This window comes from Arthrobacter sp. Leaf337 (assembly GCF_001423745.1).
Lineage (GTDB): Bacteria > Actinomycetota > Actinomycetes > Actinomycetales > Micrococcaceae > Arthrobacter.
Genome location: NZ_LMPC01000001.1, coordinates 487,525 through 501,371, shown reverse-complemented (window position 1 = coordinate 501,371; position 13,847 = coordinate 487,525). Strand labels below are relative to the sequence as shown.

Here is a 13,847-nt window from a genome sequence, read left to right as displayed (position 1 = left end):
GTTGGTAGTCAACTTGCTGACCGTACCATGGCTGAGGTTAGGGAATTCTACGATGAAAAGATCGGGGGCAAGACGTCGTAGCTGCCATGTCTTGTTCATTATCCCCTTGACCGATTCGCAGCTGCTGTCACAATAAGGGGGAATTATGATTAGCAAACTACTTATCCGCAACTTCAAGAAATGGGACAAGCTAGAGCTTCCGCTCAATAACGATGTCAACATCCTCGTTGGTGACAACGACACCGGGAAATCGACGATCCTGCAGGCGATCGAAATGGTGCTTACGGGCAGGGTCGGTGGCCGGGCTATCGAGCAAGAAATCGCTCCATACTGGTTCTCTAAGCAGTGTGTTCAGGACTACCTCAAAGCATCCGCGAATGACCCAACGGCGCCACTTCCTGAGATCGTAATCGAAGCCTATTTTCATGAGAGCCCAGAATTAGTAGCTCTGGTCGGCAGGAACAACTTGCTTGGCGTAAAACGGCCAGGCTTTCAGCTACTCATAACATTCGATCCCGACTACGCGCTGGAGCTTCATGCAACCCTGGTTGCGGAACCGGACCTGGTCTCCCTGCCTGTTGAGTACTACAAGGTCGAGCGCCGTGACTTCGCAGGCGAACGTGCGCCGCTTCGGAACCAGCCGGTCAAGACAGCCATGATCGATACTAGCGGCGTCCGGCTATACTCCGGCGTGGATTACTATCTGCGTCACATTATCTCGGCGAACCTCTCCGACAAAGAACGAGCGGGTCTGGCGCTGTCCTATCGCACCTACCGCGAGAACCTTTCGAAATCCGATGCCGTGACGGCGGCGAATGGCGTGCTATCGGAGTCGGACAACACGCTAAGAAAGAGGACAGTCACGCTCGGGCTGGACACCTCCGCCCGCGCATCCTGGGAGACGGATGTCATTCCCCACTTCGATGAGATCCCATTTCATGCAGCGGGTCAGGGTGAACAGTCAGCGTTCAAGATGCTGCTTGCTTTGGATAAGCATGCCAGGGACAAACATGTCGTTCTGGTTGAGGAACCAGAAAACCATCTCTCCTTCGGAAACTTGAATGAGCTGCTCAATCGCATTCAGGATCGTGGGAAGAACCAGCAGTTGATCCTGACTACTCACAGCTCACTCGTCCTCAACAAGCTCGGACTCGATAAACTGACCCTTCTTGCCGACGGATCACATACTCGCTTCAACGATCTGTCTGACGATACTCGCGACCATTTCTTGAAGCTCGCCGGCTATGACACGCTCAGGCTCCTCCTTGCCCGCGCGACCATACTCGTAGAAGGCCCTTCGGATGAATTGATAGTCCAGAAAGCGTATGAACAGCGCTTCGGCCACGCGCCCATCGACGACGGTATCGACATCATCAGCGTGCAGCTTACATTCAAGCGCTTCTTGGAGCTCGGCGAAAAGCTTGGCCGGAGGATTGCCGTCATCACCGATCTCGACTCTGATACAGATCAAGATACGGCACGGAAACGCTTCGAGGACTTCGAAAAGACGGACGGCAACATTCGAGGCTTTGTTGGTGAGGTTGAAGGCGGACGAACACTGGAGCCACAGCTCTTTGCCTCGGCCGGGTTGACCACACTGAACAGCATCTTCGAAACCGCATTTACCGATGACAATGCCATGGTAGAACATATGACTAAAGCGAAGACGGACTCAGCCCTGGCACTGCTTCTGACACCTGAAAAGATTGTGTTCCCAAGCTTCATCAACGACGCCATTGACCATGTCAGGTAGGGTTATCGTCGCAGCCGCCGGATCGGGCAAGACAGCAGAAATCATCAAGGCCGCACTCGCTCAGCCCATCACCAGTCGCGTACTAATAACCACCTACACTATTGATAATCTCGGTGAGATCCGACAACGAATTATCAAAGAGACTGGCACGATTCCGCCCAATATTATCCTGCTTGGATGGTTCAGCTTTCTTCTCAAGCATGGAGTAAAGCCGTTCCAGTATCCAACCTTCAAAGCTAACTATCTTCAAGGTCTTCACTTCGATAAACGGCCAGGATATCCAAAGAAGAGCAACATCTATCAGTACTATGTTGACCCAAAAGGCGCCGTTTACAGGGACTTTGCTTCAGAGCTTGCGCTTCTGCTTGATGACGCATCAAACGGTGAGGTCTTCGAACGAATCGGGTCGATCTTTGACCACATCTTCATTGATGAAGTCCAAGACATGTCAGCTCGCGACTTCGAATTCATTGAGCGGCTTCTTACGAGCAGAGCTGATGTGACGATGGTCGGCGATCCTCGCCAGGGTACGTTTTCGACCACAAACGCTCGGACCAATAAGAAGCTGACCAAATCGAAGGTGGGCGACTGGTTTGCTCAGCTGGCAACCAAGAGGCTTGCAAAGGTCGAGCCCCTCGCTCACAGCTATCGCTGCAACCAAATGATCTGTGATTACGGAGATTTTATTTACGAAGGACGTGGATTCAGCGCAACCGAATCACGTCAAACCAAGACGACCGCTCATGATGGGATCTTCATAGTGCACCCCGACGATGTTGAGGCCTACGTGGCCATCCACCCTGTCAGAGCTCTGCGATACTGGGCAAAAACGCCAACGGGTGGCCTACCGGCCAAGAATTTTGGAGAAGTAAAAGGGTTAACCTTTAATCGCGTCCTCATTTTCCCGACTGCAGGCATTGGTGACTTCGTAAGGACGCGAAAAGAGATGGCAGCCGATACACAAGCTAAGTTCTACGTTGCTGTCACTCGGGCGAGGCACAGTGTGGCAATTGTTCTTGATTCGCCAGGGTCCAGCGGCATCGAGAGATGGACGCCCCCTACTTCTGCAGACATCGCGCTAGTCAGCGAGCAGAACTAACAACTAGGAAGCTGGTGCGGGCCTTGATCCGTCTTGATCGCCTTGAAACGGAGCGACCGGATGGTCCCACGGGCGGCGTAGGGAGATGTCCTGAAGGATGAGGAGTTTGCGGATTGTATCGGCGGAGACGTCATAGGCGTGGCCGACAGCAGCCAGAGAGTGTCCTGCTTGGTAAAGTTCGGCTGCTTCTCCCGCCTGGTGGGCGGTGAGTCCTTGGTTACGAATCGGGACACCGCCTTCGCGCAGGAGTTGGACAACGCTGGTCTTGGAGATGGAGTAGGCGTCTGCCAGCCGGCGCGATGACCAACCTTGAAGGTAACGGTCGGTCAGTTCGCTCAGCTCTCCGGAAGTGAGTCGATGGACCAGTTTGACAGAAGACTTTCGCGGAGCATGTGGCCATACTTCGGTAGAGGTGGCCCTGGCTTTTTCGGCTAGAATCTTGTCGAAACGGGCATCATAGTGGCGACCCCTGTTGGAGTACCCACGCAGAAGCTCCACAGAATAAGCTCCCTGATCCGGCGCCAGCGCCGGATCAGGGAGCTTTCTTATTGCCGGTCCGGCAACACGCGCCCACGAACCACCCCTCGAGAGGACAGCAGCAATGAGCCTTGTCCGGCTGCATGACGTCAGCGTGCGATTCGATAACACCCAGATTTTGCGGGAGGCATACTTCCGCCTCGAACCGGGTGACAGGGTGGGGCTCATCGGCAAGAACGGTTCCGGCAAGACCACCATGCTCCAACTGATCCTTGACCGGATCTCACCGGAGTCCGGCACTGTCACTGTGGATCCGGGAACAAGGATCGGCTACTTTTCGCAGTTCTCCGAACTAAACGGGGAATCAACCATCACCGACGTCCTGGACGGGCTGTTCTCTGACATCAAGGCAGTGGAAGCTGAACTGGCGTCCATCGATTCGGCCATCGGCGGGGACCCGGCCGGCGCAGAACTTGACCGGCTGATCGCCCGGCAGGCCGAACTTTTCGAAGACATGGACCGCCTCGACGGCTGGGACTACCCCCGGCGGATCGACAAGGTCCTGACGACGCTGGGCTTCAGCGACGCCCACAGGGTGTGCGCCATTGATGAACTGTCCGGCGGCTGGCGCAACCGGGCCGCGCTGGCAAAGATCCTCCTTGAGGACCCGGATGTGCTGCTGCTGGATGAGCCCACCAACTTCCTGGATGTGGCCGGCGTCGAATGGCTTGAAAGCTGGTTCCGGGACTTCAAGGGTGCAGCAGTCATCGTCTCGCACGACCGGAAGTTCCTCGACGCCGTCGTCACCCGGATCATCGAAGTGGAAAACTTCCACCTGCACGAGTACCCGGGCAATTTCGGCGAATACATCGTGCAGAAGCAATTCCGCCTCAAATCCCTGGAACAGCAGTTTGTGCACGAATCCGAACTGCTGGCCTTCGAGGCTGAAGGGATCGCCGACCGCCGCGAGGCCGCCAAGGCCGCCAGCCGCGGGCTGGGAAACCAACTGGCCAAGATCAAGAAATCACGTACACCCCGCCCGGTGGACCAGATCGTCACCGAGATCTACGGCGGCCTGCACGTCAAGGACGTCCTCTGCCGGGTGGAGGGGCTGGCCAAGTCCTACGGAGACAGGGCACTCTTCAACGACCTTGGCTTCGAGATCAGGCGCGGGAACCGGATCGTCGTGCTCGGCGCGAACGGCAGCGGCAAATCCACCCTCCTGAAAGTGCTGACGGGCGAGGAAGAAGCAGACGCCGGCGTTGTCTCCTGGGCAAAAGGCCCCGGTTTCGTGTCCTACAACCGGATGCTTGAAGAGCTCGACGACGCCGACACCGTTTCGCACGCAGTCAACGCCCTGCCGGACAGCCTGGCTTTCAGCGCCACCAGGAAGTCTGTCAACCGGTTCCTGGCGATGTTCCAGTTCTCCGAAGCGGATCTCAAGCAGAAGATCGGGAATCTCTCCGGCGGCCAGAAAGCCCGCGTCGCGATGGCACAGTGCCTGCTGTCCGGCGCGTCGGTCCTGTTGCTGGACGAACCCACCAACCACCTGGACCTGTCCAGCACCCAGGTCATGGAACGGGCGCTGATGCATTTTCCGGGTGCCGTGGTGGTGGTCAGCCATGATCGGTTCTTCAGTGAAAAGATCGCCAACCGCTACCTGGTCTTCGGTGCCGACGCGGCACTGCCCGGTGAGGTCGAGGTGCGGGCAGCGTAGCCGTCACCGCCCGGTACCTGACCGCCCGCATCCAATCGCGCTTGACGGCCGCTTGCGGGGAGGAGCAGAGTTATGGTGCTGCGACTGGGGGCAGATGTGTGATCTCCGGGGACCTGGGTTGTTCACGGTTCCTTCACCACATCCGCGAATAGCTTCAGGCAATGATGAGGAGCAACCTCATGCGCAACAGAATCCCCCCGCAGACCACGCCCCGCGACGGCGGAATATCTCACCCAGTTTCCGAACGGCGGCACCGGCGCGTCGTGGCGCGGCTGCTGTCGGCTCTTGTTGCGGCAGTCCTCACCGCCGCAACGGCCACGCCGGCCCAAGCCGTTTACAACGGGAGCAGGGCGGACTCGGACGACTATGCGTGGGCCGTCAAGGTCCAGCTGGCCTACCCGGAAGGAATTGCTTCCTGTACCGGGTCCCTGATCAAGAAAGACACTGTGGTCACGGCGGCGCACTGCATTAGCAACAACGGACGCAGCCCCTCCGCCATCGACGTGACATTCCACTTCGGCCAGAAACGCTCCGCATACACCGTCGGCGTGGCAAGTGCCGTTGCCTCGCCGCACTACAACCCCGCCCTGATCAAGGACGACATTGCCCTGCTTTTCCTGCAGTCTGCCGTCTCCGAGCCCACCATTGAGCTCGCCTCCACGCCGGCTCCCGTCGGGGCGGAAGTGACCGTGGCCGGTTACGGCTGCACCGGTGACCCGTTCAACGCTGCTGAACCGTGCGACCCGGCGCGCCGGCTTATGGAAACCCAGCTCACGGCGGTCCCTGCAGAGTCTTGCCCGGACATTGCGGGACCCTGGCAGTTCTGCACGTTTTCGCCGCACACCACGGCCAACCGTGGCGACAGCGGTGGTCCCGTCATCTGGTCCGACCACGGTGAACAGAAGCTGGTGGGTGTAACGAACGCCATCGAACTGCCGCCGTCCCCGGCCTACCTGAACCTGTCGGCCTCGGTTCCGTACGAGCTGGACTGGATCAAGGCTACCGCCGGCCTGCGCTGACCGTCTTGAGGACGCCGCGAACCGACATTCCCACAGCACATACCACCGGAACCAGCCCCAGCAGAACGGTGAGCGTGTTGGCGCGGAACACCACCCTGCCCTGCGCGTTCTTCGTGTAGGCGCCCAGCGGGAGGACGAAGCCGCCGCCTCCGCCGCCTTCCGCGCCGCCAGCACCTGTTGAACTGCCTGCGCCGGAGGTGCCGGAGTCACCGCCCCCACCGAACCCGAAGGACACCAGCGCCACGGGAACGAGTTCCTCACCGCCGACCAGCACCGGAGCGCCGTAAGCCCTCGCCACACCCACGTTCCTGAATGCCTCCACGAGGGAGGAAAATGCATCAGCCATGGATCCACAGTAAGGACCAGGGCCAGGCAGCGGAAGGGCCTCGGGTCAGCTCCCCACCCGGACGTCAAGCCATGGCCTGACGCCACTCCACGTGCCAGTATGTTGTGAATCAGGGGCTGCATGGCCCCCGCCGGACAGGAGGCGCCGCGGTCATGGGCTACATCGATGATTTCAGTGAGGTCGGCAGGAACGACGTCGCGACGGCGGGCGGCAAGGGCGCCGGACTCGGCGAACTGGTTCGGGCGGGCCTTCCCGTACCGCCGGGATTCCTGCTCAACACGGCCGCCTATGAGCTGTTCGTCCGGAGCAACGAGCTGGCCGAACGCATCCAGGAGTACGCCGCCTTGCCGCCCTCCGCGAGCGCCAAGGACTACGAGGACGCTTCGGCACAGATCCGGGGGCTGTTCGCCGGTGGAACGATGCCGGACGCGATAGCAGCCGAACTCCGCGACGCCTATCACCAGCTGAGGCCTGGCACGGAGCTGAGCCCCGGCACGGACTCCCGCCCAGCCCTTGGCGAAGCTGCGGAACCTGCGGTAGCGGTTCGGTCTTCCGCCACGGCCGAAGACCTCGCCTCGGCCAGTTTCGCGGGCCAGCAGGACACCTATCTCAACGTGCGGGGCGCCGACGCCCTCATGGAGTCGGTCATCCACTGCTGGTCTTCCCTTTGGACCTCCCGCGCGATGGCCTACCGTTCCCGGGAGGGCATCCGGCCGGACCAGGTCCGGTTGGCAGTCGTGGTCCAGCAAATGGTGGACGCGGACGCCGCGGGCGTCATGTTCACCGCCAACCCCGCCACCGGACGCCGCGACCAGATCGTGATCGGTGCCGCCTGGGGGCTGGGCGAATCCGTGGTGAGCGGAGCCGTTTCCACCGATGACATCGTCGTCGACGCCGCGACAGGGACGGTGGTTTCCCGGCGGACAGCCGACAAGGAGGTCATGACGGTCTACGCCGGCCGGGGCACGCGGGAGGAGCCCGTACCGGTTTCCCGCAGGCATCAACCGGTGCTGGACGATGCCGCGGCGGCCACCCTGGCGGGCTACGGGGCCCGCATCGCCCGGCACTTCGCTTCCCCGCAGGACATCGAGTGGGGCCGGGTGCGCGGCGAATTCTTCATCCTGCAGTCCCGGCCTATCACTGCGCTGCCCGAGCCCGCCGGGGAAACGCCGCGCGACTGGAGCGTGCCCTACCCCAAGGGGCTGTACTTCCGGGCCAGCATCGTGGAGCAGCTGCCCGATCCGCTCTCGCCCCTGTTTGCGGACCTGATCGACGGCTCGGTCTCGCGGTCCCTGAACGCCCTGATGGACGAGGCGTTCGGCAAAAGCAGCCTCCGCACAGGCGATCTGGGCCTTCCCGCCATCAACGGCTACGCCTATTACTACTACCGCACGGCGGCTTTATGGCGGCTGATGGGAAAGACGCCGGCCCTTGTCCGCGCCCTCATCCGGGGCGAAGCCCACATGGGCGTCCAAGGCTGGCGTGACTATTCGCACCCGCGCTACGTGCGTGTGGTGGAGTCCTGGTCGGCAAAGCCCGTCGCCGACCTCACCGGGCAGGAGCTCCTCGAGGGGGTGTCGGCCCTCCTGGATGCCGGAACCGTGTACTACACAGCTGTCCAGTCCATCATTCCGATCGCGACGTCGAGCGAACTGGCCTTCCAGAAGTTCTACGACAAGTTTGTCCGGCAGGACGGCGATCCGCCGGCGCCGGCGTTCCTGCTCGGCTACGACAGCGAACCCATCCGGGCGGAAAAAGCACTCTTCGACCTGGCGGCCTGGTCGCGCACAGTCCCGGGGCTCGCAGCGGCCATCCTGGGGACGCCGACCAAATCCCTCGCCCGGGCGCAGGTTTCGGGCACGCCTCCGGTGGAGATGGATCCAGGGCTGTGGGGGCAGTGGGAACACCGGTTCCAGCTCCACCTGGACCACTTCGGACACACGGTCTACAACCTCGACTTCGTCAATCCCGTGCCGGCGGACGACCCGTCCCCCCTGCTGGACACACTGAAGTTCTACCTGCGCGGGCAGGGCAACGACCCTCACCGCCGGCAGGCGCTCGCTGCCGGCCGGCGGGAGGACAGCACCGAAACAATACTTTCCCGGCTGCACCCGGCCCGCAGGTCCGTCTTTGTGCGTTTGCTCCGGTGGGCGCAGGAGGCGGCGCCGATCCGCGAGGACGCACTCGCCGACGTCGGACTCGGTTGGCCCCTGATGCGGCGCATGTTGCGGGAACTGGGGCAGCGGCTGGCAGCCGCCGGACTCATCGCCGACCCGGGCGATGTGTTCTGGCTTCGGCACGGGGAACTCAGCAGCGCCGTCGAATTCGGCCTTGCCGCTGCCAGCAGCCCGGCGGCAATCACCGGTGCCGACCAGCCGGTCCTCGCGGAGGCAGTCGCGGAGCGCCAAATGCGGTGGCGGGGTCAGCGCAATGCGTCAGCGCCGCAGATGCTGCCCGAGATTCGGTGGCTCCAGAGGTCCCTCGCCGGGATGATGCCGGAAGGGTCCCAGGACCAGGAAGGGAACACCATCAAAGGCGTGGGCGCCAGCCAAGGGCGGGTCAGCGCTCCGGCCCGCGTGCTGGCCGGTCCCGAAGACTTCTCCCGGATGCAGCCGGGGGAGGTTCTGGTGGCCCGCATCACCACTCCCGCCTGGACCCCGCTGTTTGCCATGGCTTCCGCCGTGGTCACGGACGTTGGCGGGCCGCTGAGCCACGGCTCCATTGTGGCCAGGGAGTACGGCATCCCGGCAGTGCTGGGCACCGGGGTGGCGACCCGCCGGATCGCCAGCGGACAGCAGATAGAGGTCGACGGCGGCGCCGGCACCGTGACGCTCGTTCCGCCCGGGCGGGACTAGCTTCCGGACGAAGGCCCTTCCGGCAGTTCTTCGTCGGATTCAACACGAAGCAGGACGGACAGTGGGCTGTCGGCGCCGAAATCCGGGAGTGCCGCGCTGACAAGGAACAAGGTGACGTCCGCGGCAAACAGCAGGTCCATCACGCCAAGGAACAGGTGCCACTCCGGCGTTCCGCCGGCAACGGCCTGGGCGGGGATGCCGTCCACTACCCACTCGCCGAACCGGGCAGCCAGCGCAGCAAAGTCCCGGGCAGACGCCGGGCCGCCGGTGAGTTCGCGGAAGCCGATCCACAAGAGGTCGCCTTCAGCGCTCTTCACAGCCAGCGGCCTGCCGGCCACGTCAATGGTTCGCCGCTGGCCGGGCGCAGGTTCAAACAACCCGAACGTGCCCAGCTGGCGGGCCGTGCCGGGAATGAGCAACCTGCCCTGCCGGTATTCGGGCTGCTGTCCGGCATCGAATGCATCCGACATACCAGTGGCTCCTAGAGCCAGCCCTTCCGCTTGAAAATGGCGTACATCAGCGCGGCCGTCGCCGCCATCATGGAGATCGCCAAGGGATACCCGAGCGTCCAGTGGAGTTCCGGCATATGGTCGAAGTTCATGCCGTAGACGCCGGCCACGAAGGACGGTGCGAAGAAGATTGCCGCCCACGAGGAGATCTTCTTGACCTGCTCGTTCTGCTGGGCGCTTGCCTCGTTCTGCCGGTTGGCGGTCAGGGTGCCGTCCAGGGTGAGCGCATTCTGGAGGATGTCCCGGAAGGTGTCGGCGCGTGAAATCAGCCGCTCCACGTGGTCCTCGACGTCACGGAGATGGTGCTGCAGCTCCGTGTTGACTTCGTACTTGTCGAACCCGCGCCGGAGCAGCTGCATCATTCCGGGCAGCGGATGGATGGCCCGCTGGAACTGGATCACTTCGCGGGCAAGCTCGTAAATGCGCCGGGAGACGGCGGAGTCCCCGCTGAACAGCTGGTCCTCGATCTCGTCGATATCGTTTTCCAGGCCTGCAACCACGGGAACGTAGTCGTCCACCACCCTGTCCATCAGGGCGTAGAGCACGGCTTCGGGACCGTGGGACAGGAGTTCCGGCCGGCTCTCCAGCCGCTGCCGTACCTGGGCCACACCGGCTGTCTCCGCGTGCCGGACCGTGATCACGAAGTTCTTGCCCGTGAAGACATGCAGTTCGCCGAACTCCACCGTTTCCGTTTCATCGAGGTACCGCGCGGGGCGGAGCACGGTAAAGAGGACGTCATCATAGCGTTCCAGCTTGGGACGCTGGTGGGCCGAAATGGCATCCTCCACCGCGAGCAGGTGGAGGCCGAACTCCTCAGCCACTGCAGACATTTCAGCCTCGGTGGGCCGGTACAGCCCGATCCAGGCCATGCCGCCATGGTCCGCCAGCGTCTCAAAGGTCTGCTCAAGGTTGTACGGCTCTGCGGTCCGGTGGCCGTCCACGTACACGGCGTTGTCAATGATGGTCACGAGCCATTATCCCAGTCACTTGCGTGGCGCCGCCTCAGCCCGGCTCTGCGCGAGCCGGCTGATGAGCGGTTCCGTCCGGTAGGGGATGTGCGTATGCAGCGCCAGGACGGTCTCCGTACGGATCACGCCCTTGATCCTGAGGATCGAGCGGAGCGCTGTTTGCAGGTTGTGGGTATCTGTTGCCACCACCCGGCACCAGACGTCGCCGCGCCCGGAGATCTCGTGGACCTCCAGGACCTGCGGAATCAGGCGCAAGGCGCCCACCACGCCGTCAAGTTCCCGGTGGCTGACTTCGATCGTCACGAAAGCGACGACGTCGTACCCCACCGCCTCGAGGTCAATTTCCCGTCCGCCGTCGTGCAGAAGGCCGGAACGGAGCATCCGGCGGACCCGCGACTGCGCAGTGTTGCGGGCGATGCCCAGGGATTCGCTGAGTTCGCCGATCTGGACCCGGGGATCACGAATCAGTTCGAGCAGGATTCTCAAATCCGTATTGTCCAGGCTGTTCAAATCATCACTCCGGGTTATATCCACTAGGCATCATTGACTATTTTGATCAATCTTGGCACGAATCTTGATAGCCAGGGTCATGAATGGCCCATTCTGTAGGTAACAATTTCTTTCGTCCGGCCCGCGGTATTCCCACAAGGAACGGCCCGGGGCAGGCACTGCAGGCAAAGGCACGCACATGACTGTCTTCAGCGAACTCCGCATGCGTCCGGCTACCGCCGGAGGCTGGGCATGGGACGCTTCCACTACGGCCAGGCTGGTCATGGCCGGCGTGGTGATCTTCACGCTCCTTGTTGGCGCGAACTTGGCAACCCCGCTGTACCCGTTGCTGCAGGCGAATCTTGGCATCGGGTCCTTCGGAATCACCGTGGCCTTTTCCACCTACGTCCTGGCCCTGGTGTCCACTCTCATGCTGGCCGGGCACTGGTCGGATCACATCGGCCGCCGGGCGGCGCTGCTCCTCGCCGTGGTCGTCGGCCTGTTCGGCGGAATGATCTTTGCCAACGCGGACAGCCTGGCGATGCTGTCCGCCGGGCGCGCCTTCCAGGGTGTCGCCGTTGCCCTCGCCACCGGCGCCAGTTCCGCAGCGCTGCGCGAGCTGCTACCCACGCGCCCCGACTGGGCTTCACGCTTCACCCTGCTGGCATCCGCCGGGGGAGTGGCCGCCGGTCCGGCCATCGGCGGAATCCTGTCCCTCCTGCCGGGACCGACCTCCACGCCGTACTACCTTCATTCGGTGGTCCTCATCGCCATGCTGGTGCCCCTTTACCTGCTCAAGGCGCGGCCGGCCATCACTTCCGTTGCGGGACCGCAGCCGCTGAAGGTACTGGCGCCCCGCCGCCCCTCCGTTTCGCGTGAAGCCCGGGGTGCCTTCTGGCTGGCCTCCGCCGTGGGGTTCCTGAGTTTTTCCGTTTTCGGTTTTTGCTTGTCGCTGGCTCCCGGCTACTTTGCCCAGATCGTCGGCGCCGACTCGCGCCCGCTCATCGGCGTGCTCGCCGGATTGACCCTCGGCGCTTCCGCCCTCAGCCAGTTGCTTGCCGTCCGCGGGAGGTTTGTGGTGCCGGCCGGTCTGGCCGGGCTGGCAGTGTCGGTGCTCCTGATTGCCGCTGCCGCCGCCTGGGCAAGCCCGTGGCTGCTCATTGCTGCGAGCCTCGCCGCGGGTGTTGGCCAGGGGGTGGCCTTCCGGACCGTGTTCAATGATGTGGCCGGAAAAGTGGAGGCCTCCCGCCATGCGCAGATCATCAGCACCGTTTACGTGATCACCTATCTCGGCAGTGCGCTCCCGGTGATCGGGCTGGGACTTGCGACGGCGGCCTACGGGCTGCAGGCGGCAGTGGCCGGCTTCGTGGTGCTCTGCGCGGTCCTGGCCTTCGCCCTGTCTGCCGTGACGCTGGCTGCTGCAGTCCGCCAGCCGGCCTGAGCAGCAGCAGTCCGCCAGCCGGCCTGAATGGCCGCGTGCCACGCATCCGCGGCCATGGAGACGCTGCATGGCATAGTTGCAAAGGAACGCTTGCAAAGGATCCGTTGCAAAGAAACCCTTGCAAAGATTTGTTTGCAAGCGTAATTTTGACCTATGAAGAGTTCACCCGATGCGGCATCAGCTGCAGCCACCACCGCTGAAGGCGCAACGGACCCGGACCTGCCGGCCGGGCAGGATCTACCGTTCCCGGTTCGCCGCGTCGACACCGCATCGCTGAAGGCGCTCGCGCACCCATTGCGCGTGCAGATACTCGAGATGCTCTCCCGCTACGGGGCCCAGACGGCCTGCAGCCTGGGCGAACTGCTCAACGAGTCCAGCGGGTCCACGAGCTACCACCTTCGCCAGCTGGCGAAGCACGACTTCGTCCGTGAAGTGGAAGGCAAAGGCACGGCGCGGGAGCGCTGGTGGGAACGCCCCCGCGGAGCCATCCAGATCACGTCGCCGGAGTTGGCGACGTCCCCGGCGACCGAGGAAGCCTCCCGGCTGGTCACCCGCGAGTTTGAACACAGCAGGCAGGCCGTCCTTGCGGACTTCATGGCGCACGGCAGCGAAAGCCTTGATGCCGAATGGCTTCACGCCGCCCTGATCAGCACGGCAAATGCGAGGCTCACGGCGGACCAGCTGGCGAGGTACACCGGCGCCCTGGAAGCCTACGGCCACCGCCTGCTCGAGGACATCAGGAACGAGGGCGAGCAGGAAGGCGCCCGCCCGGTCCAAATCCATCTCAATGCCTTCCCCATCCTCGGCGTTCCCGCATCGGCCGGCAGCCGGGGCCGTAGTTCACGCAATCAACAACCAGCAAGTCCTGAAAGGAACGTGCCATGAGCGCATTGTCCGCCACCGGTTCAACTGCCTGCGGCCCATACCGCCGGCCCACCGTTGTCGAGTCGGCTGCGGCCGCGTTGGGCGCCGCACTGGTCCGCTGGGCCGAGCGCCGGCGGGTTATTCTCTCTGACTGGGCAGTCCATGAGCGCGAGGCAGCGCTCCGCCGGGAGCAGCTGGATGTGCTGCGCAGTGACATCATGGGCGCCGCGCATTCCGGGCTCTACATCTGGCACTGAGGCCAAGGCCGACGCCGGCAAAACAGGCGCTCGGTGGCAGGCGCCGGGGACCT

12 protein-coding genes are annotated in these 13,847 nt (G+C 62.9%); 8 read left to right on the top strand and 4 right to left on the bottom strand.

Features of this window, described 5'->3' with window-relative positions:
* Positions 1-145: 145 nt before the first annotated feature.
* The 4 genes from ASF98_RS02230 to ASF98_RS02215 all read left to right on the top strand — a co-directional run bounded on the left by ASF98_RS02230 (position 146) and on the right by ASF98_RS02215 (position 6,065).
* Positions 146-1,753, top strand: coding sequence for an ATP-dependent nuclease (locus ASF98_RS02230; protein WP_055796847.1), 1,608 nt, complete (start codon positions 146-148; stop codon positions 1,751-1,753).
* Positions 1,743-2,852 carry a UvrD-helicase domain-containing protein gene (locus ASF98_RS02225; protein WP_055796844.1) on the top strand — a complete coding sequence of 370 codons (1,110 nt, stop codon included), beginning with the start codon at positions 1,743-1,745 and terminating at the stop codon, positions 2,850-2,852. The genes ASF98_RS02230 and ASF98_RS02225 overlap by 11 nt, the downstream gene beginning before the upstream one ends.
* 601 nt (positions 2,853-3,453) lie before the next feature.
* On the top strand, positions 3,454-5,046 hold the full coding sequence (locus ASF98_RS02220; RefSeq protein ID WP_055796842.1) for an ABC-F family ATP-binding cassette domain-containing protein: 1,593 nt from the start codon (positions 3,454-3,456) through the stop codon (positions 5,044-5,046).
* Positions 5,047-5,225: 179 nt separating this feature from the next.
* Positions 5,226-6,065: a S1 family peptidase gene (locus ASF98_RS02215; protein ID WP_055796840.1), complete on the top strand. Its 840-nt coding sequence runs from the start codon at positions 5,226-5,228 to the stop codon at positions 6,063-6,065.
* Here ASF98_RS02215 and ASF98_RS02210 read toward each other — a convergent pair.
* On the bottom strand, positions 6,046-6,411 hold the full coding sequence (locus tag ASF98_RS02210) for a hypothetical protein (protein ID WP_055796836.1): 366 nt from the start codon (positions 6,409-6,411) through the stop codon (positions 6,046-6,048). The genes ASF98_RS02215 and ASF98_RS02210 overlap by 20 nt on opposite strands.
* Positions 6,412-6,563: 152 nt before the next feature.
* Here ASF98_RS02210 and ASF98_RS02205 point away from each other — a divergent pair, with 152 nt between their 5' ends.
* Entirely contained in the window at positions 6,564-9,266 is a 2,703-nt protein-coding gene (locus ASF98_RS02205) for a PEP/pyruvate-binding domain-containing protein (RefSeq protein ID WP_055796834.1), read from the top strand.
* Here ASF98_RS02205 and zapE read toward each other — a convergent pair.
* From zapE to ASF98_RS02190, 3 genes are read right to left on the bottom strand one after another with little or no spacing between them, the layout of a single operon-like run.
* Positions 9,263-9,736, bottom strand: a complete 474-nt coding sequence (gene zapE / locus ASF98_RS02200; RefSeq protein ID WP_055796832.1) for an AFG1/ZapE family ATPase — start codon at positions 9,734-9,736, stop codon at positions 9,263-9,265. The two genes, ASF98_RS02205 and zapE, sit on opposite strands and share 4 nt — an antisense overlap.
* Positions 9,737-9,747: 11 nt before the next feature.
* Complete coding sequence (gene corA / locus ASF98_RS02195) at positions 9,748-10,743, bottom strand: magnesium/cobalt transporter CorA (protein WP_055796829.1); 996 nt, start codon at positions 10,741-10,743, stop codon at positions 9,748-9,750.
* 15 nt (positions 10,744-10,758) lie between these two features.
* Positions 10,759-11,253 carry an Lrp/AsnC family transcriptional regulator gene (locus ASF98_RS02190; protein WP_055796827.1) on the bottom strand — a complete coding sequence of 165 codons (495 nt, stop codon included), beginning with the start codon at positions 11,251-11,253 and terminating at the stop codon, positions 10,759-10,761.
* 178 nt (positions 11,254-11,431) lie between these two features.
* Between ASF98_RS02190 and ASF98_RS02185 the strand changes: the two genes are divergently transcribed.
* The 3 genes from ASF98_RS02185 to ASF98_RS02175 all read left to right on the top strand — a co-directional run bounded on the left by ASF98_RS02185 (position 11,432) and on the right by ASF98_RS02175 (position 13,794).
* A complete protein-coding gene (locus tag ASF98_RS02185; protein WP_055796825.1) occupies positions 11,432-12,673 on the top strand; it encodes an MFS transporter in 1,242 nt (413 codons plus the stop codon).
* Between the two features lie 153 nt (positions 12,674-12,826).
* Entirely contained in the window at positions 12,827-13,558 is a 732-nt protein-coding gene (locus tag ASF98_RS02180; protein WP_235505573.1) for an ArsR/SmtB family transcription factor, read from the top strand.
* Positions 13,555-13,794 (top strand): hypothetical protein, encoded by a 240-nt coding sequence (locus ASF98_RS02175; RefSeq protein WP_055796820.1) that lies wholly within the window; start codon positions 13,555-13,557, stop codon positions 13,792-13,794. The genes ASF98_RS02180 and ASF98_RS02175 overlap by 4 nt, the downstream gene beginning before the upstream one ends.
* Positions 13,795-13,847 lie beyond the last annotated feature (53 nt).